Origin of the sequence: Amycolatopsis sp. YIM 10 (genome assembly GCF_009429145.1) — a bacterium.
Classification (GTDB): domain Bacteria; phylum Actinomycetota; class Actinomycetes; order Mycobacteriales; family Pseudonocardiaceae; genus Amycolatopsis.
This window is the reverse complement of sequence record NZ_CP045480.1, coordinates 2,096,826-2,114,653: the sequence shown is the minus strand read 5'-3', so window position 1 is coordinate 2,114,653 and position 17,828 is coordinate 2,096,826. Positions and strand designations below refer to the sequence as shown.

General features: G+C 70.9%; 17 protein-coding genes. 8 read left to right on the top strand and 9 right to left on the bottom strand.

Features of this window, described 5'->3' with window-relative positions:
- Positions 1-144 precede the first annotated feature (144 nt).
- Positions 145-1,137, bottom strand: coding sequence for a Gfo/Idh/MocA family oxidoreductase (locus YIM_RS10535; protein WP_153030179.1), 993 nt, complete (start codon positions 1,135-1,137; stop codon positions 145-147).
- 35 nt (positions 1,138-1,172) lie between these two features.
- Positions 1,173-2,177: a LacI family DNA-binding transcriptional regulator gene (locus YIM_RS10530; protein ID WP_153030178.1), complete on the bottom strand. Its 1,005-nt coding sequence runs from the start codon at positions 2,175-2,177 to the stop codon at positions 1,173-1,175.
- 115 nt (positions 2,178-2,292) lie between these two features.
- Between YIM_RS10530 and YIM_RS10525 the strand changes: the two genes are divergently transcribed.
- Genes YIM_RS10525 through iolD form a run of 8 tightly spaced genes read left to right on the top strand, consistent with a single transcriptional unit; the run spans position 2,293 to position 10,549 of the window.
- Positions 2,293-3,186 (top strand): sugar phosphate isomerase/epimerase, encoded by an 894-nt coding sequence (locus YIM_RS10525; RefSeq protein ID WP_153036898.1) that lies wholly within the window; start codon positions 2,293-2,295, stop codon positions 3,184-3,186.
- Between the two features lie 22 nt (positions 3,187-3,208).
- Positions 3,209-4,195 (top strand): sugar ABC transporter substrate-binding protein, encoded by a 987-nt coding sequence (locus YIM_RS10520; RefSeq protein ID WP_153030177.1) that lies wholly within the window; start codon positions 3,209-3,211, stop codon positions 4,193-4,195.
- Entirely contained in the window at positions 4,192-5,226 is a 1,035-nt protein-coding gene (locus YIM_RS10515) for an ABC transporter permease (protein WP_153030176.1), read from the top strand. Before YIM_RS10520 ends, YIM_RS10515 begins: the two co-directional genes overlap by 4 nt.
- Entirely contained in the window at positions 5,223-6,005 is a 783-nt protein-coding gene (locus tag YIM_RS10510; protein ID WP_153030175.1) for an ATP-binding cassette domain-containing protein, read from the top strand. Before YIM_RS10515 ends, YIM_RS10510 begins: the two co-directional genes overlap by 4 nt.
- A complete protein-coding gene (iolC, locus tag YIM_RS10505; RefSeq protein WP_153030174.1) occupies positions 6,002-6,931 on the top strand; it encodes a 5-dehydro-2-deoxygluconokinase in 930 nt (309 codons plus the stop codon). The genes YIM_RS10510 and iolC overlap by 4 nt, the downstream gene beginning before the upstream one ends.
- The gene (locus YIM_RS10500) at positions 6,928-7,821 is read left to right on the top strand and encodes an aldolase (protein WP_153030173.1); all 894 of its coding nucleotides are present in this window, start codon (positions 6,928-6,930) and stop codon (positions 7,819-7,821) included. Before iolC ends, YIM_RS10500 begins: the two co-directional genes overlap by 4 nt.
- The gene (gene iolB, locus YIM_RS10495; protein ID WP_153030172.1) at positions 7,818-8,687 is read left to right on the top strand and encodes a 5-deoxy-glucuronate isomerase; all 870 of its coding nucleotides are present in this window, start codon (positions 7,818-7,820) and stop codon (positions 8,685-8,687) included. Before YIM_RS10500 ends, iolB begins: the two co-directional genes overlap by 4 nt.
- Positions 8,684-10,549 (top strand): 3D-(3,5/4)-trihydroxycyclohexane-1,2-dione acylhydrolase (decyclizing), encoded by a 1,866-nt coding sequence (gene iolD, locus YIM_RS10490; RefSeq protein ID WP_153030171.1) that lies wholly within the window; start codon positions 8,684-8,686, stop codon positions 10,547-10,549. The genes iolB and iolD overlap by 4 nt, the downstream gene beginning before the upstream one ends.
- Here the strand turns inward: iolD and YIM_RS10485 are convergent.
- The 7 genes from YIM_RS10485 to YIM_RS10455 all read right to left on the bottom strand — a co-directional run bounded on the left by YIM_RS10485 (position 10,468) and on the right by YIM_RS10455 (position 17,805).
- Complete coding sequence (locus YIM_RS10485) at positions 10,468-11,649, bottom strand: glycosyltransferase 87 family protein (protein ID WP_153030170.1); 1,182 nt, start codon at positions 11,647-11,649, stop codon at positions 10,468-10,470. The two genes, iolD and YIM_RS10485, sit on opposite strands and share 82 nt — an antisense overlap.
- A gap of 84 nt (positions 11,650-11,733) precedes the next feature.
- Positions 11,734-12,057 (bottom strand): YciI family protein, encoded by a 324-nt coding sequence (locus YIM_RS10480; protein WP_153030169.1) that lies wholly within the window; start codon positions 12,055-12,057, stop codon positions 11,734-11,736.
- 9 nt (positions 12,058-12,066) lie between these two features.
- Positions 12,067-13,128: an NAD(P)-binding domain-containing protein gene (locus tag YIM_RS10475; protein ID WP_153030168.1), complete on the bottom strand. Its 1,062-nt coding sequence runs from the start codon at positions 13,126-13,128 to the stop codon at positions 12,067-12,069.
- 52 nt (positions 13,129-13,180) lie between these two features.
- Positions 13,181-13,954, bottom strand: coding sequence for an SRPBCC family protein (locus YIM_RS10470; protein ID WP_153030167.1), 774 nt, complete (start codon positions 13,952-13,954; stop codon positions 13,181-13,183).
- A gap of 25 nt (positions 13,955-13,979) precedes the next feature.
- On the bottom strand, positions 13,980-14,834 hold the full coding sequence (locus YIM_RS10465) for a xanthine dehydrogenase family protein subunit M (RefSeq protein WP_153030166.1): 855 nt from the start codon (positions 14,832-14,834) through the stop codon (positions 13,980-13,982).
- Positions 14,831-17,266, bottom strand: coding sequence for a xanthine dehydrogenase family protein molybdopterin-binding subunit (locus YIM_RS10460; protein WP_153030165.1), 2,436 nt, complete (start codon positions 17,264-17,266; stop codon positions 14,831-14,833). Before YIM_RS10460 ends, YIM_RS10465 begins: the two co-directional genes overlap by 4 nt.
- Positions 17,266-17,805, bottom strand: coding sequence for a (2Fe-2S)-binding protein (locus tag YIM_RS10455; protein ID WP_153030164.1), 540 nt, complete (start codon positions 17,803-17,805; stop codon positions 17,266-17,268). The genes YIM_RS10460 and YIM_RS10455 overlap by 1 nt, the downstream gene beginning before the upstream one ends.
- Between the last annotated feature and the right edge of the window lie 23 nt (positions 17,806-17,828).

Genomic DNA, 17,828 nt, shown 5'->3' with positions numbered 1-17,828 from the left:
GGTGACGAACCGCGCCCCCGGCGCGAGCGCTCTCCGCTCCCCAATACCAGTGCTCATTTCCGCATCCCATCGTCGAAGGAGTGACTCGACGAGGTTCGCGGAACGGGGCTGGTCGCGGCGTCCGTCCGGGGGCGGCTTCGCGGGCTACGGCGTGAGGCGTACCGGGCGGTTCTCCCGGCGCGAGAGGTCGCAGGCTTCGGCGATGTGGAAAGCGGCCAGCGCGTCGCCGACTGTGCAGGGGCTGGGGATCCGGCCGGCCACCACCTCGGTGAACGCCTCCAGCTCGCGGACGTAGGACGCCCGGAAGCGCTCCATGAACCCGGGATACGCCGGACCGGACGGCCAGGCGACGCCCTCTTCGACCGAGGTCAGCGGCAACCGCTCGTCCATGCCGACGGCGATGCTCCCCGACGAGCCGAGCACTTCCAGCCGCACGTCGTAACCGGCGGCGTTGTACCTGGTCAGCGAGACGGTGGCGAGGGTGCCGTCGTCCATGGTGAGCACCACGGCGGCGGTGTCCACGTCACCGGCCGCGGCGAAGAACTCGGCGCCGCGGTTGCCGCCGGTCGCGAAGACCTCGGTCACCTCGTGCCCGGTCACCCAGCGGATGATGTCGAAGTCGTGCACCCCGCAGTCGCGGAACAAACCGCCCGAGCCCGGCACGTACTCCGCGGGCGGCGGCGCCGGGTCCAGTGTGGTCGCGCGCAGCGTGTGCAGCCAGCCCAGCTCCCCCGCGGTGACCGCCTGGCGCGCGGCGGCATAGCCCGGGTCGAACCGGCGCTGGAAGCCGATCTGCACCGGGACCTCGGTTTCGGCCACGCGGTCCACCACGGCCTGCGTACCGGCCACGTCCCCGGCGACCGGCTTCTCGCAGAACACCGGCAGTCCCGCGCTCACGCCACGGATGATCAGCTCCGGGTGCGCGTCGGTGGCGGCGGCGATGACCACCCCGTCCAGCCCGGCGGTGAACAGCTCGTCGATGCTGCCCGCCGCTTCGACCTCCAGCTTGGCGGCGGTCGCCCGCGCGCGCTCGGTGTCCGCGTCGGCCACCACCACCGAGGTGACGCCCGGCAGCTGCTTGAGGATGTCGGCGTGCGCCGAACCGATCCGGCCCGTGCCGGCGAGTCCAAGCCTCATCTTAGGAAGATCCCTTGCTCAAGGTCGGGAAAGTACTAGGAACGGGGTGCGGCGGTGGTGCCGCGCACCACCAGCGAAGGGTGGAGCAGGTGCCGCATCGGCTCGTCCCGTTCCCCGCGCACCCGTTCGAGCAGCGCTTCCACGGCGAGCCTGCCCAGCTCCAAGCGCGGCTGGTCCACCGTGGTCAGCCAGACGTGCCGCAGCGCGGCCAGCGAGGTGTTGTCGTAGCCGACCACGGAAACGTCCTCCGGCACCCGGAAACCGGCCTCCTCGAAGGCCGAGATGACGCCGACGGCGTTGAAGTCGTTGCCCGCGACGACCGCGGTGGGCAGTTCGCCGGAGTCCACCGAGCTGAGCAGCTCCCGCACCGCCTTCTCGCCCGCGGTGTCGGTGTGCTCGCTGCGGATGATGCGCGGTTCGAGGCCGTGGCGCGCCATCGCGGCGCGATAACCCCGGCGCCGGGCGGCGGCGCTGGCCGCGGACCCGCCGTCGAAGTGCACGATCCGCCGGTGCCCGCGCTCGACCAGATGGTCTACCGCCAGCGCAACGCCCGCCGTGCCGTCGTCGTTCACGGTATCCACAGTGGACAGACGCGAAGTGCGCGAAACCAGTACCAGCGGGCACTGTTCGGCGGCCTTTTCCACAGCCGCGGCGGAAAGCACCGGGGAAAGCAGGATGACTCCCGCTGGCCGGAAGGACAGCAAACTGCGCAGTGCCGCTTGTTCCCGCGCGGGACTGCGCGATCCGGTGTTCAGGATGAGGTTGAAACCGGCGGCCTGCGCGGCCGAATCCAGCCCTTCCACCACGTCGGCGAAAAAGGCGTTCCGCAGGTCGGAAACCATCACGCCGAGCACCGTGGAGGTGCGGCTGGCCAGCGACCTGGCCATCACGTGCGGCTGGTAGCCCAGTTCGTCGGCCGCTTTGAGCACCGCCGTGCGGCGCTGTTCGCTGACCTTCGGCGAATTGCGCATGACCAGCGAGACCAGCGCGCGCGAAACACCGGCCCGCGCGGCCACGTCCTCCATCGTCGGTCGCACCACCAAGTCCTCCCCGACCTCCCGCCCCCTTGACACCAATGACAGCGAGGCTACACGATTAGAGCGCTCTAACCAATAGCGCACCGCGCCAAACCGTCCCCCGTCAGATTGGTCAATGATGACAATCGATCCGGATTTCAAGATCGCCGCGGCACCGATCTCCTGGGGGGTGTGCGAAGTTCCTGGCTGGGGCCGGGTGCTCGACGCCCCGGTGGTGCTCGGGCAGATGGCGGAGCTCGGCGTGAAGGCCACCGAACTCGGCCCACCCGGTTATCTGCCAAGGGATCCGGCGCGGTTGCGCGCACTGCTCGGCGACCATGATCTTCGCCTGATCGGCGGTTTCCTCGCGGTCGCGCTGCACTCGGACCCGGACGCCGCGGTGGCCGCCGCCGAGGAGTCCGCCGCCCTGTTCGCCGCCTGCGGGGCCGAGGTGCTCGTGCTCGCCGCGGCCACCGGGCTCGACGGCTACGACGACCGTCCCGAGTTGACCGCCGCCGAATGGCGCACGCTGGTCGACACGGCGGCCAGGATCCGGGACACTGCCGCGGCGCACGGTTTGCGCACCGTTCTGCACCCGCACGTGGGGACGCATGTGGAGACCGAGGCCGAGGTGGAGAGGTTCATCGCCGACTCCGACCTGCCGCTGTGCCTGGACACCGGGCACCTGCTCATCGGCGGCACCGATCCGGTCGCGCTGGCCAGGCGCTTCCCGGACCGGATCGGCCACCTGCACCTCAAGGACGTCAGGGCGGACCTCGCCGACCGCGTGCGCACCGGCGAACTGGCCTACACCGACGCCGTCGGCCAGGGGATCTACGTCCCGCTCGGCGAGGGCGACGTGGACATCGAAGCCATGGTGCGGTTCGTCCACGAAGCGGGCTACACCGGCTGGTACGTCCTCGAACAGGACACCGCGCTCGGTCCGGACAGCGCGGACGGCGTCCCGAAGCGGGACACCGCGCGCAGCCTGGCCCATCTCGACAAGATCGTCAGCCGGTTGGCGGCTGCGTAGAGCAAACAGCGAGGATTCGACAATGACGTCCAATCGCTCAGGCAGGCTCAGCCTGGTGGCCGCGGCGGCAGCGTTGCTGCTAGCCGCGTGCACCGGCCCTGCCGCGGAGGATCCGTCCTCCGGCAGCGGCCAGGAGGTGCCCGCCGAAACCGGACCGTTCCGGATCGCGGTCATCTCCCACGGCACCGCCGGGGACGCGTTCTGGAACGTGGTCAAGAACGGCGCCGAGGACGCGGGCCGCGCGCTCGGCGTGCCGGTGGAGTACAACTCCGACGGGGATCCCGGCAACCAGGCCAAGCTGATCGACAACGCGGTCGCGCAGCGCGTCGGCGGGCTGGTGGTCTCCATGCAGAACCCCGAGGCGGTGCGGCCGTCGATCGAGGGCGCCGTCCGCGCGGGCATCCCGGTGGTCACCATCAACTCCGGCGAGGAGCAGAGCGCGGCCTACGGCGCGCTGACGCACATCGGCCAGAGCGAGGGCATCGCCGGTGAGCAGGCCGGCCGCAAGTTCAAGGAGGCGGGCAAGACCAAGCTGCTCTGCGTGATCCACGAAGCGGGCAACATCGGGCAGAACCAGCGCTGCGACGGTGCCGCCCGCGGTTTCGGCTCGGCCGAACGGCTGCAGGTGGACATCAGCAACCCGACCGACGTGCAGGCCCGCATCCGCGGCGCGGTGCAGACCGATCCGTCGATCGACGCGGTGCTGACGCTGAACTCCCAGGTGGCCGCGAACGCGGTGAACGCGGTGAAGCAGGTGCAGTCCCAGGCGCAGGTGGCCACCTTCGACCTGAACGCCGACGTGGTCTCGGCGATCAAGACCGGCGACGTGCTCTTCGCCGTGGACCAGCAGCAGTACGAGCAGGGCTACCTGCCGATCGTCTTCCTCAAGCTGTACCGGGACAACCGGAACGTGGTCGGCGGCGGCCGGCCGGTGCTGACCGGGCCGGACCTCGTCGACAAGTCCACTGTGGACCAGATCGGCGCCTACGTGGAACGGGGTACCCGATGACCACGACGACCCTCGACGAACGGGTGGGCAGCACCCGCCTGGCGGACCGGCTGGTGGTGCGCCCCGAAATCGGCGCGCTGCTCGGTGCCGTGGTGGTTTTTGCCTTCTTCAGCATCACCGCCGACCAGTTCCTCAGCGGTGACGGCGTGGCCACCTGGCTGGACGACGCCTCCACGCTCGGCATCATGGCGGTCGCGGTCTCGCTGCTGATGATCGGCGGCGAGTTCGACCTGTCGGCGGGCGTGATGACCGCGTCCACCGCGCTGGTCACCGCGATACTGGCCACCCAGGCGGGCTGGAACGTGTGGCTGGCGCTGCTGGCCTCGCTGGTGTTCGCGCTCGGTGTCGGCGCCTTCAACGGCTGGCTGGTGATGCGCACCGGGCTGCCCAGCTTCATCGTCACCCTGGGCACCTTCCTCGCCTTGCAGGGTCTGAACCTCGGCGTGACGCGGCTGGTCACCGGCACCGTGCAGGTCTCGGGAATGCGCGCCGCCGACGGGTACGCCTCGTCCGGCTTCGTGTTCGCGTCCACCGTGGAGATCGGCGGCACCAAGTTCCAGATCTCCATCCTGTGGTGGATCGGCTTCGCCGCGGTGGCGGCCTGGTTGCTGGTGCGCACCCGGTTCGGCAACTGGATCTTCGCCGTCGGCGGCTCGCCGGTCAGCTCGCGCGCGGTCGGCGTGCCGGTCAAGCGCACGAAGATCCTGCTGTTCATGACCACCGCGCTGGCGGGCTGGCTGGTCGGCTCGATCAACATCCTGCGCTTCGCCAGCGTGCAGGCCAACCAGGGGATCGGGCTGGAACTGCAGTTCATCATCGCCGCGGTGGTCGGCGGCTGCCTGCTCACCGGCGGCTTCGGCTCGGCGATCGGGGCCGCGATCGGCGCGCTGATCTTCGGCATGGCCCGCCAGGGCATCGTGTTCGCGCGCTGGGACAGCGACTGGTTCATGCTGTTCCTCGGCGTGATGCTGCTGGCCGCGGTACTGGTGAACAACACCTTCCGGCGGCGAGCGGAAAGGGTACGGCGATGAGCCATTTGATCGAGGTCGAGAACATCGGCAAGAGCTACGGCAGCGTGATCGCCCTGCGCGATGTGTCCACTGTGGTCAACGCGGGCGAAGTCACCTGCGTGCTCGGCGACAACGGCGCCGGGAAGTCCACCCTGATCAAGATCCTGGCCGGCGCGCACCGGCACGACACCGGTGAGTTCAAAGTGGATGGTGAGCCGGTGCGGTTCGCCTCCCCGCGTGAGGCGCTCGACCGCGGCATCGCCACGGTCTACCAGGACCTGGCCGTGGTGCCGCTGATGAGCGTGTGGCGGAACTTCTTCCTCGGTTCCGAGCCGACCAGGGGCTTCGGCCCGATCCGCTGGCTGGATCGCAAGCAGGGCAAGGAGACCACCAAGAAGGCGCTCGCCGAGATGGGCATCGACCTGCGGGACGTGGAGCAGCCGGTGGGCACGCTCTCCGGTGGGGAACGGCAGTGCGTGGCGATCGCGCGCGCGGTCCACTTCGGCGCGAAGGTGCTGATCCTGGACGAGCCGACCGCCGCGCTCGGCGTGAAGCAGGCCGGGGTGGTGCTCAAGTACGTGGCGCAGGCCCGTGACCGCGGGCTCGGCGTTGTGCTGATCACGCACAACCCGCACCACGCCTACCCGGTGGCCGACCGGTTCCTGCTGCTCAAACGCGGTGCCCCGCTCGGCGCGTACGAGAAGTCCGAGATCGACATCGGCGAGCTGACCCGGCAGATGGCCGGTGGCGCGGAACTCGAGGCGCTGGAGCACGAACTGCGGTCGGTGGAGGCGCCTTGAACCTGGAGGCACTCACCGTCGGCCGGGTCGGTGTCGACCTGTACCCCGAGCAGAGCGGGGTGCCGCTGGCCGGGGTGCGCAGCTTCGCCAAGTCGCTCGGCGGCACCGCGACCAACGTCGCGGTGGCCGCCGCGCGGCTCGGCAGGCGGACCGGGGTGCTGACCAAGGTCGGTCCGGACGGCTTCGGCGACTACGTGCGCGAGGCGCTGACCGGGTTCGGGGTGTCGCCGGAGCACGTCGGCACCGCCGAGGGCCTCCAGACCCCGGTGGTGTTCTGCGCGCTCGACCCGCCGGAGGATCCGCCGCTGCTGTTCTACCGCTCCCCCATCGCGCCCGACCTGACCATCGGTGAGGCGGACGTGCCGTGGGACGTGGTCGACGAGGTGCCGCTGCTGTGGGTCACCGGCACCGGGGTGTGCACCGAACCGGCCCGCGGCACGCAACGCGAGATCCTGCGTCGGCGGGCGCGGCGCGGGCACACCGTGCTGGACCTGGACCACCGGCCGATGTTCTGGCCGGACGTGGAGACCGCGCGGGCGGAGATCGGCTGGATGCTCGACCACGTGACCGTCGCGGTCGGCAACCGGGCCGAGGTGGAGGTCGCCGTCGGCACCGCCGATCCGGACGAGGCCGCGCGGCGCCTGCTCGACCGCGGGGTGCGGTTGGCGATGATCAAGAAGGGCGCCGACGGCGTGCTGGTGGCCACGCCGGACGGGTCGTGGACCGTGCGGCCGCGGCGGGTCGAGGTGGTCTGCGGCCTCGGTGCGGGCGACGGGTTCGGCGGCGCGCTGGTCCACGGCCTGCTCTCCGGCTGGGAGCCGGTGCGCATCGCCACCTACGCCAACGCGGCGGGCGCGCTGGTCGCCTCCCGGCTGGCCTGCGCCGACGCCATGCCCACCGCGGCGGAGATCGAGGAGGTGCTGTGAGGCTTTCCGACGAGCGCTGGCGCGAACTGCTGCGCCTGCGGGCGGCCGATCCCGGTGCGATCAACCGCGCCTACGCCGCGCGAAGGCGCCGGGAGCAGCTGCTTTCCCCGGGCGGCACGCTGTTCCTGATCGCCGCGGACCACCCGGCCCGTGGCGCGCTCGGTGTCGGCGGGGACCCGACCGCGATGGCGGATCGCCGGTCGCTGCTGGACCGGCTCCTCATCGCACTGGAGAACCCGGCCGTGGACGGGATTCTCGGCACGCCGGACGTGGTCGAGGAACTGCTCCTGCTGGACGCGCTGCACGACAAGGTGGTGCTCGGCTCGATGAACCGGGGCGGACTGGCCGGGGCGGACTGGGAGATCGACGACCGGTTCACCGCCTACACCGCCCGCTCGATCGCGGACTTCCGGCTCGACGGCGGCAAGATGCTGCTGCGGCTGGTCGACTCCGATCCGGGCACCGTGCCGACCCTGCGGGCCAGCGCGGACGCGGTCACCGAGCTGGCGAGCTACGGCCTGGTGGCGATGGTCGAACCGCTCCCCTACCACCGGGACGGTGCCGGAAAGCTGGTGCTGCAACGGGATTCGGCTTCACTGGCCCGCGCGGTGACGGTGGCTTCCGGGCTGGGTGTCACCTCGGCGCACACCTGGCTGAAGCTGCCCGCGCCCGAGGATTCACTGGCGCTCGACGCGACCACGCTGCCGGTCGTGGTGCTCGGCGGCATGCCGTCGGGAGATCCGGCGGCCGACCTGGCGTCCTGGGGCGCGGCCCTGCGCCACGACGTGGTGCGCGGGCTGGTGGTCGGCCGTTCCCTGCTCTACCCACCGGATGGCGACGTCGCCGCGGCAGTCGGTGCGGCCGCCGAGATCCTGGAGAAAACCCGATGAGTGAACTGCACCGCCCGCACGGCACGCTCGCCGACGGAGACGACCCGATCCGGCTCGGCCCGGAGGACGCGGGCTGGACCTACACCGGGCTGCGGGTGCTGCGGCTCGCCGCGGGTGCCACGCGGACGATCGAGACCGGCGAGTTCGAGGCCTTCGTGCTGCCGTTGTCCGGCGGGTGTCAGGTCGAAGTGGACGGTGAACGGTTCTCCTTGCAGGGTCGCGAATCGGTGTTCACCAGGGTCACCGACTTCGCGTACGTGCCACGGGACGCTTCGGTAACCCTGTCCACTGTGGAGGGATGCGAGCTGGCGCTGCCGATGGCGAAGTGCACGCGGCGGCTCACCCCGAAGTACGGTCCGGCCTCGGAAGTACCGGTCGAAGTCCGCGGTGCCGGTCAGGCCACCCGGCAGGTGACCAACTTCGGCGTGCCGGGCGTCTGGGACCACGCCGACAAGCTGAACGCGTGCGAGCTGATCACGCCCGACGGCAACTGGTCGTCGTACCCGCCGCACAAGCACGACGAGGCCACCGAATGCGAGGTGGTCAACGAGGAGATCTACTACTTCCGGATCAGCGGCGACGGCGGCTTCGGCCTGCACCGCACCTACACCGCCGACGGCTCGCTCGACGAGGACGTGGCAGTGCGCGACGGCGACGTTTTCCTTATCCCACGCGGATATCACGGCCCCTGCGTCGCGGCGCCGGGGTACCCGATGTACTACCTCAACGTGCTGGCCGGGCCCGCGGACGAACGGTCGATGGCCTTCTGCGACGACCCGGCGCACACCTGGATCCGGGACACCTGGGCCGGGCAGGCGCTCGACCCGCGCTGCCCGGTCACCTCGGCGGAAGGACCGGTGCGATGAAGCTGAACACCTCCGAGGCGCTCGTCCGCTGGCTGCTCGCCCAGCGGTCGGAAACGCTCTCCGGTGACGAGGTCCCGTTGTTCCCCGGGGTCTTCGCCATCTTCGGGCACGGCAACGTGCTCGGCATCGGGACCGCGCTGAGCCGGTTCCGCGACGAGCTGCCGGTCTGGCGCGGGCACACCGAGCAGGGCATGGCGCTGGCGGCCACCGGGTTCGCGAAGGCCACCGACCGCCGGCAGGTCGGCGTGGTGACCTCGTCGATCGGGCCGGGGGCGCTGAACATGGTGACCGCGGCCGGGGTCGCGCACGCGAACCGGCTGCCGCTGCTCCTGCTGCCCGGCGACACCTTCGTCAGCCGCGCGCCGGATCCGGTGCTCCAGCAGATCGAGCCCTTCGGTGACGCGACGGCCACGGTGAACGACGCGTTCCGGGCGGTCAGCCGGTACTTCGATCGGATCACCCGGCCCGAGCAACTGGTCTCGACGCTGCCGCAGGTGGCGCGTGTGCTCACCGATCCGGCCGACGCCGGGCCGGTCACCCTGGCGCTGCCGCAGGACGTGCAGGCGGAGACCTTCGACTTCCCGGATTCGCTGTTCGAGACCGTGGTGCACCGGGTGCCGCGGCCACGACCCGACGCACGGGAGCTCGCCGACGCGGCGGTTGCCTTGCGTGGCGCCGAGCGTCCGCTGATGGTGCTCGGTGGCGGCGTCCGGTATTCGGGTGCCGCGTCGCGGGCGCTGGATTTCGCTTCGCGGCACGGCATTCCGCTCGTGGAGACCACCGCGGGCCGGACGCTGGTGCCGCACGACCACCCGCTGTACGGCGGCCCGCTCGGCGTCACGGGCTCGTCGTCGGCGAACGCGCTGGCCGCCGAGGCCGACCTCGTTCTTGCCGTCGGCACGCGGTTGCAGGACTTCACCACGGCCTCGTGGACGGTCTTCGGGCCAGGCGTGAAGCTGGTGACCTTGAACGCCGCGCGGTTCGACGCGGTGAAGCACGGCGCGCTGGCCGTGGTCGGGGACGCCGACGTCGCGCTGGCGGAACTGGACCTCGGGGACTGGCGAGTCGCTCCATCGTGGACAGCGCGAGCGGCTTCGGAACGCGCTCGGTGGGATTCGCACATCACGTCGTTGCGCTCGGCTTCCGGTGAACCGACGTACGCGCAGGTCGTGGGCGTGGTGAACGACCTTTCCGCGCCCGGCGACTACGTGATGACCGCCTCCGGTGGCCTGCCGGGCGAACTCATCGGCGGCTGGCGTGGCAGCGGCTCGGTGAGCATGGACGTCGAGTACGGCTTCTCCTGCATGGGCTACGAACTGGCCGGGGCGTGGGGCGCCGCGATGGCCCTGCCGGACCGGGTGGTGACCACCCTGCTCGGTGACGGTTCGTACCTGATGCTGAACTCGGAGCTGTACTCGGCGGCGTTCGCCGGCCACCCGTTCGTGGCGGTGGTCTGCGACAACGACGGCTACGCGGTGATCGCGCGCCTGCAGGAGGGCCAGGGCGGGGAGCCGTTCAACAACCAGTACGCGGACTGCCGGACTTCGCACGCGGACCCGCCGCGCGTCGACTTCGCGGCACACGCGGAAGCGCTGGGGTGCTTGGTCTTCCGGGCTTCTTCGGTGGCGGAACTGCGCCCGGCGTACGCCAAGGCGCGGGAGGCTTCCGCGTCCTCGCGACGCCCGGCCGTGGTGGTCATCCGAACGCGTCCGGACGCCTGGACCGAGTCGGGAGCCTGGTGGGAGGTCGGCGTCCCGGAATCACTGAGCGGCCGCCCTGACTACGAATCGGGCAAAGCGCGCCAATTACGCCATACGGCGATGGAAGTCGCAAAAATAGTCAACAAGCCGACGGCGACATAACTGTTCCCCAGCCAATGGTGTGAAGTGCTCCATTCCAGCCCCGGCCGGTCGAAGGCCGGGTAGTACCGGAAGGGCGCGAAGACAAAGAGCGCCACCAGCGCGCCCGCCGCGCCGAACCAGGCGAGCCCCGGCCACGGCCAGGAACGCAGGCCGTACGCGAGCACCAGCACCAGGCCCGGCGCGATCCACACCCAGTGGTGCGACCACGAGGTCGGCGAGATCAGCAGGGCGAAGGTCGCGTTCAGCACCAGCGCCGGCGCCACCTCCACCCGGCGCATCACCAGCACGACCAGCGCCAGCAGCAACGCCGAGCACAGCAACCACACCACCGTCGCCGGGCCGGGGTCCAGGCCGAACCGCGCCAGTACCGCCTGCACCGTCTGGTTCGTGTGGAACGAGGTCCCGCCCATGCCGGACGCGCCGCCGAGCCCGTTGAACCAGTAGTGCGCGGACGCCTCGGGCGCCAGCAGGAAGCCCAGTCCGCTGGCGACCCCGAACGCGCCGAACGCGGTCAGCGTGGCCCGGAAGTCGCGGCGCACCAGGAAGAACAGCACGAAGGCCATCGGGGTCAGCTTCACCGCCGCCGCGACGCCGACCCCGATGCCGCGGAACCGGCCGCGGAACAGCAGGCAGTCGGCGGCCACCAGGCCCATCAGCGGCAGGTTGACCTGGCCGTAGCCGAAGGTCGCGCGCACCGGCTCCAGCAACAGCGCCGCGGGCGTGGCCAGCCCGGTCACCACGAGCGCGCCCCGCCACGACGGCCACAGCGACCGCACCACGGCGAACAGGGTCACGCCGAGGCTGAGCAGGTTCACCGCGAACAGCAGCACCACCGCCCAGCCCAGCGGCAGCGCGGCCAGCGGGGTCAGCACGATCGCCGCGAACGGTGGATAGATGAACGGCAGCGGGATGTTCGCGTCGGCCAGCGGCAGCGCGCCGTAGAGGTCGCGGCCGCTCCACAGCGCGTCCACGCCGAACCGGTAGATCTCCAGGTCGCTGTGCGAATCCCCGATGATCAGCCGGATCAGCGCCACCGCCGCGACCGCGCCGCCGAGCAGGACCGCCCACCAGTACCGGAGCGGACCGGACTTCGCGAGCATCGTGCGGCTGGTCCCCCGGTGTACTGGCTCCCGGGGCGCGCCCGGCTGCGCCCGACAGTACCGGCGGCCGCCCCGGGCTTCGGGTTACCCCTCGACGATCGGCCTGATCTCGATCAGCCCCAGCTTCGCCACGGGGTGGTCGGCGGCGATCTCCACCGCCTCGTCCAGGTCGGCGCACTCGATCACGCCGAACCCGCCGATCTGCTCCTTGGTCTCGGCGAACGGGCCGTCGGAGCGCAGCACCTCGTCCCCGCGCACCCGCACGGTGACGGCCTCCTCCTTGGGGCGCAGGCCGACCGCCGAGCGGAGCACGCCGCGGCGTTCCATCCGCTCGGTCCAGCCACCGCAGCCCTCGAGCTGGTCCGCCTCGGAACCCTCTTCGCCGCCGATCATCAGCAGGTACCGCATCGATCCTCCTCAGCCAAGAAGCCGCCGCACCTCCGTGACGGCACTGCGGCCGGCCCGGTTCGCCCCGACAGTACTGGCCGACGGCCCGTAACCCACCAGGTGCAGCCGCGGTTCGGCGACCACGCGCGTGCCGTCCATCCGGATTCCGCCGCCGGGACCGCGCAGGTGCAGCGGGGCGAGGTGGTCCAGCGAAGCGCGGAACCCGGTGCCCCAGAGGATCACGTCGGCGGCGCGCTCGGTGCCGTCGGCCCAGGCGACCCCGTGCGGGGTGATGCGGTCGAACATCGGGTGGCGGTCGAGGATCCCGGCTTCGCGGGCGGCCTGGATCTCCGGGGTCAGCGCCAGGCCGGTCACGCTGACCACGCTCTCCGGTGGAAGCCCTTCACGCACGCGGCGTTCGACCCTGGCGACGGCCTCGCGGCCCCAGTTCTCGCTGAACGGGCCTTCGCGGAACACCGGCTCGCGGCGGGTGACCCAGATGGTCTCCCTGGCGAACGGCGCGATCTCCAGCAGCTGCTGGATCGCCGAGGTGCCGCCGCCGACCACCACCACGCGCTGCCCGCGGAACGCTTCGGGGCCGGTGTAGTCGGCGGAGTGCAGCTGGCGCCCGGCGAAGGTCTCCTGGCCGGGGTAGTGCGGCCAGAACGGCTTGTCCCAGGTGCCGGTCGCGTTGATCACCGCGCGGGCGGCCCAGGTCTCGGCGGCGCTGACCACCAGGAGGCGGTTGTCCTCACCCTCGCGGACCTCGAGCACGTCGACCGGGCGGCGCACCGGCAGGTCGAAGGTGCGCTCGAACCGCTCGAAGTACTCGGGCACGACCTCACTGGCCGGGCGGCTGCCGTCGGGCGTGCCGAAGCGCAGGCCGGGCAGGTCGTAGAGGCCGTGCACCTTGTTCAGCACCAGCGACGGCCAGCGGTACTGCCACGCGCCGCCCGCGCGTTTGGCGTGGTCGAGCACCACGAACCCGGAGTTGTTGGCGAAGCCGGTTCGGCGCAGGTGATAGGCGGCGGACAGGCCGGCCTGCCCCGCGCCGATGACCACCACGTCGGTGGTGTGATCCGCCTCGTTCATGCCAGGTACAACCCTGGTGGGCGCCGGGTATTTCCGCGCGTGGGAAAGCCCACTAACGCTTGAGCGCCTTGATGAGGATGATCAGCCCGGCGATCACGGCGGCGCCGATGGCCACCGGGACCAGCCGCTTCGCCACCGAGCCACCGGCGAACTCGACCAGGTCGATGGGCTCGGTTTCCGACACGGGATCCACGGCCCGCAACCTGGGCCGCTCGGCCGCTGCCGGTTTCTCCGCCTCGGCGGGTTTTGCCACCTTCTCGCCCTTTTCTTCGGTTGGTGCCGGTTGCGGTTCCGCGACGGCCTGCGGTTTGCCCGCCGGTGCCGGCACCGCCTTCGGTTCTTCGGCCGGAGCGGCCTGCTTTCCGGCGGCTGGTTCCGCCGCCCGCCCGCCGAGCTTGGTGGCCAGGCAACCGGCGAACGAGTCCAGGATCTTGCCCCCGACCTCGGCGATCATGCCGCGGCCGAACTGCGCGGGCCGTCCGGTCACCTTCAGGTCGGTGGCCACCTCACCCACCGTGGCGCCGTCCTCCTCGTGCAGGGTGACCGTGACGGTGGCCGCCGCGGTGCCGGCGCCGCGGGCGTCCTTGCCGGAGGCCTTGATGACCACCTTCCTGCTCTCGGCGTCCTTCTCCAGGAACTCGCCCTTGCCCTTGTAGGTCAGGGAGATCGGCCCCAGCTTGACCTTGACCGTGCCGCTGAACGCGTCCCCGTCGACCTCGGTCAGCGAGGCGCCGGGCATGCACGGCGCCACCCGTTCGGGATCGAGCACCGCCTGCCACACCTCGTCGACCGGAGCAGGAACGGTGAACCGGTGGTCTAGTCGCACAGGAACCGATCTCCCTTCAGGGACTTCAGGAACTCAGCGCCGCCGTCAGCGCGCGCCCGGTCAGCACCTTCGCCAGGTGTCGACGGTATTCGACATCGGCGTTCCCGTCCGCCGCCGGATCGGTGCCTTCCGCGGCGTGTTCGGCGGCCGCGCGCACGGCCTCGGCCGTGGCGGGCTGCCCGACCAGCGCCGACTCGACCGCCCGCGCCCGTACCGGCACCGAGGCCATGTTCGTCAGCCCGACCCTGGCCTCGGCGATGGTGCCGCCGTCGGTGCGGACCGCGGCGGCCACCGCCACCATCGACCACGCCTGCGCCACCCGGTTGAACTTCTCGTAGTGCGCCTGCCAGCCGGTGTGCTTGGGCACCCGCACCTCGACCAGGATCTCGCCGGGCCGCAGCGCGGTGGTGAACAGGTCGACGAAGAACTCCGCCGCGGGCACCGTCCGCCGTCCGTCCATTCCGGACACCACCAGCTCGGCGTCCATGGCCAGCACCGGGGCCAGCAGGTCACCGGCCGGATCGGCGTGCGCCAGCGAACCGCCGAAGGTGCCGCGGTGGCGCACCTGCGGATCGGCCACCGTGGCGGTCGCCTTGCCCAGCACGGCCGCGTGCGCGTCGATCAGCGGATCCCGCTGCAGGTCGTAGTGCGTGGTCATGGACCCGATGACCAGCGAATCGCCGTCCTCGCGAATGCCCCGCAGCTCGGGGATCCGGCCGAGGTCGATCAGCTTGTTGGGCGTGGCCAGCCGCATCCGGAGCACCGGCAGCAGGCTCTGCCCGCCGCCGAGCACCTTCGCGTCCTCACCGGCGTCCGCCAGCGCGCGCACCGCGTCGTCCACTGTGGTCGGTGCGACGTAGTCGAATGCCGCCGGGATCACTGGGCACCTCCAGAAGCGTCGATCGAGCCGAGCCCGCCACCGGACTCCGCGCCGACGCCGCCGGCGTCGGTCTGCCCCGTGCGGATCGCCTGCCACACCCGCATCGGGGTCATCGGCATCTCCACGTCGTTCACGCCGTACGGCCGCAGCGCGTCGACCACCGCGTTGACCACCGCCGGGGTGGAGGCGATCGTGCCCGCCTCACCGACTCCCTTGACCCCCAACGGGTTCGAGGTGGACGGGGTTTCGGTGCGGTCGGTGGTGAACGAGGGCAGGTCCGCCGCGGACGGCAGCAGGTAGTCGGCGAAGGTGCCGGTGGTCAGCGTGCCGCCTTCGTCGTGCACCGCCTCCTCGAACAACGCCTGCGCGATGCCCTGCGCGAGGCCGCCGTGCACCTGGCCCTCGACGATCATCGGGTTGATCACCTTGCCGATGTCGTCCACGCAGACGTAGGACCGCAGCGTCACGCGCCCGGTCTCGGTGTCCACTTCGGTCGCGCACAGGTGCGTGCCGTGCGGGAAGGAGAAGTTCTCCGGATCGAAGGTGGCCTCCGAATCCAGCGACGGCTCCACCCCGTCGGGCAGGTCGTGCGCGGCGAACACGGCCAGCGCCACGTCCTGGATGGTGGTCGAGGACTCGGTGCCGCGCACGGTGAACCTGCCCTGCGCGAACTCGAGGTCGTCTTCCGCGCACTCGAGCATGTGCGCGGCGATCGGCCTGGCCTTGGCCACCACCTTCTCCGCCGCCTTGACCGCGGCGATCGCGCCGACGGTCAGCGAGCGCGAGCCGTAGGTGTCCATGCCCTTGTGCGAGGACTGGGTGTCACCGTGCAGCACCTCGATGTCCTCGAACGGCACCCCGAGCTGGTCGGCGATGATCTGGCTCCACGCCGTCTCGTGGCCCTGACCGTGCGGCGAGGACCCGGTGACCACCTCGACCTTGCCGGTCGGCAGCATGCGCACCGCGGCGTGCTCCCAGCCGCCCGCGCCGTAGGACAGCGAGCCGAGCACCCGCGACGGCGCCAGCCCGCACATCTCGGTGAAGGTCGAGATGCCGATGCCCAGTTGCACCGGATCCTGGCGCTCACGGCGTTCGGCCTGCTCGCGGCGGAGACCGTCGTAGTCGAACAGCTCCTTCGCCTTCGCCGTCGCGGCCTCGTAGTCACCGGAGTCGTAGGTCAGCCCGGCGACCGTGGTGTACGGGAACTCGTCGTGCTTGATCCAGTTCTTCTCCCGCAGCTCCAATGGGTCCACGCCCAGTTCGGCGGCGAGCTCGTCCATCATCCGCTCGATCGCGAAGGTCGCTTCGGGACGGCCCGCGCCGCGGTAGGCGTCGGTCGGCACCTTGTTGGTGAACACGTTCTTGCAGACGAACCGGTAGGCCGGGATCTTGTAGATGGCGTTGAACATGAACGCGCCGAGGATCGGCACGCCAGGACTGACCAGCCGCAGGTAGGCGCCCATGTCGGCGAGCAGCTCCACCTTGAGCCCGGTGATCGTGCCGTCCCGCTTCGCCGACAGCGTCAGGTGCTGGATCTGGTCGCGGCCGTGGTGCGCGCTCAGCAGCGACTCCGACCGCGACTCGGTGAACTTCACCGGGCGCCCGAGCCGCCGCGCGGCCAGGAAGGTGATCACCTCCTCCGGGGTGACCTGCAGTTTCCCGCCGAATCCGCCGCCGACGTCCGGCGCGATCACCCGCACCTTGTGCTCCGGCACACCGAGCGTCATGGCCAGCATCAATCGCAGGATGTGCGGGATCTGGGTGGCCGACCACATGGTGAACTGCCCGGAGGTCGGGTCGACCACCACCGACCGCGGCTCCATGAACGCCGGGATCAGCCGCTGCTGGCGGAACTTGCGGGTGATCACCACCTCGCTGCCGGAGATGGCCTGCTCGACCTCACCGCCGGTGCCTGCCTCCGCGGAATCGAAGATCCAGGTGGCGCTGGTGTTCGTGGACAGTGCGGAGTGGACGAGTTCGGCGTCGTCCTTGACCGCCTCCTCCATGTCCAGCACCACCGGCAGGTCCTCGTAGTCGACCTCGATGGCCTCCAGCGCGTCGTGCGCCTCGTAGTCGCTGCGGGCGATCACCACGGCGACCGCCTCACCGGCGAAGTTGACCGTGTCCACGGCCAGCGCGGGCGCGTCCGGCGCCTTCTGGTCCTCGGTGACCGGCCACGCGCACGGCAGGCTGCCCTGTTCCTCGGCGAAGTCGGCGCCGGTGAACACGTCGACCACGCCCGGTTTGCCCTTGGCCTCGCTGACGTCGATCGAGGTGATCCTGGCGTGCGCGAACGGGCTGCGCAGCACGGCGGCGTGCAGCATGCCGGGCAGGGTCAGGTTGTCCGTCCAGCGGGTGCGCCCGGTGATCAGGCGCTCGTCCTCCTTGCGCAGCCTGGACTTCCCCACCTCCGGTTCGATGGTGGAGGTCATCACTCACCCCCGCCGATGCTGCTCGGCGCCCGGAGTCCGCTGCCGTCCTCGACGCGTTCGGCGTCCGGCCCGGCGCCCGGTCGCATGTGGTGGGCGGCGTCGCGCACGGCGCGAACGATGTTCTGGTAACCGGTGCAGCGGCAGAGGTTTCCCTCGATGCCCTCGCGCACCGCCTGCTCGTCGGGATCGGGATTGTCGGCCAGCAGGTCGATCGACTGCATGATCATGCCGGGGGTGCAGAAGCCGCACTGGAGTGCGTGGTTGTCGTGGAAGGCCTGCTGCACCGGGTGCAGCTTGCCGTCGCGGGCGATGCCCTCGATCGTGGTGACTTCGCAGCCGTCCGCCTGCACGGCCAGCACGGAGCAGGACTTCACGCTGTGACCGTCGAGGTGGACGGTGCACGCTCCGCAGTTGCTGGTGTCACAACCGACTACGGTGCCGACCTTGCCCAGCCGTTCCCGGAGGTAGTGGACGAGCAACTGCCGCGGCTCGACCTCGTCGGTGTAGCTGGTTCCGTCGACGTTGACGGTGATTCGCATCGGGCCTCCAGTGGTGGGTCTGG

Bases quoted from the DNA above. Each gene is read 5' to 3' on its own strand.
- YIM_RS10535 (WP_153030179.1), bottom strand. From the start codon at position 1,137: ATGAGGCTTGGACTCGCCGGCACGGGCCGGATCGGTTCGGCGCACGCC.
- YIM_RS10525 (WP_153036898.1), top strand. From the start codon at position 2,293: ATGACAATCGATCCGGATTTCAAGATCGCCGCGGCACCGATCTCCTGG.
- YIM_RS10520 (WP_153030177.1), top strand. From the start codon at position 3,209: ATGACGTCCAATCGCTCAGGCAGGCTCAGCCTGGTGGCCGCGGCGGCA.
- YIM_RS10515 (WP_153030176.1), top strand. From the start codon at position 4,192: ATGACCACGACGACCCTCGACGAACGGGTGGGCAGCACCCGCCTGGCG.
- YIM_RS10510 (WP_153030175.1), top strand. From the start codon at position 5,223: ATGAGCCATTTGATCGAGGTCGAGAACATCGGCAAGAGCTACGGCAGC.
- iolB (WP_153030172.1), top strand. From the start codon at position 7,818: ATGAGTGAACTGCACCGCCCGCACGGCACGCTCGCCGACGGAGACGAC.
- iolD (WP_153030171.1), top strand. From the start codon at position 8,684: ATGAAGCTGAACACCTCCGAGGCGCTCGTCCGCTGGCTGCTCGCCCAG.
- YIM_RS10485 (WP_153030170.1), bottom strand. From the start codon at position 11,649: ATGCTCGCGAAGTCCGGTCCGCTCCGGTACTGGTGGGCGGTCCTGCTC.
- YIM_RS10480 (WP_153030169.1), bottom strand. From the start codon at position 12,057: ATGCGGTACCTGCTGATGATCGGCGGCGAAGAGGGTTCCGAGGCGGAC.
- YIM_RS10475 (WP_153030168.1), bottom strand. From the start codon at position 13,128: ATGAACGAGGCGGATCACACCACCGACGTGGTGGTCATCGGCGCGGGG.
- YIM_RS10460 (WP_153030165.1), bottom strand. From the start codon at position 17,266: ATGACCTCCACCATCGAACCGGAGGTGGGGAAGTCCAGGCTGCGCAAG.
- YIM_RS10455 (WP_153030164.1), bottom strand. From the start codon at position 17,805: ATGCGAATCACCGTCAACGTCGACGGAACCAGCTACACCGACGAGGTC.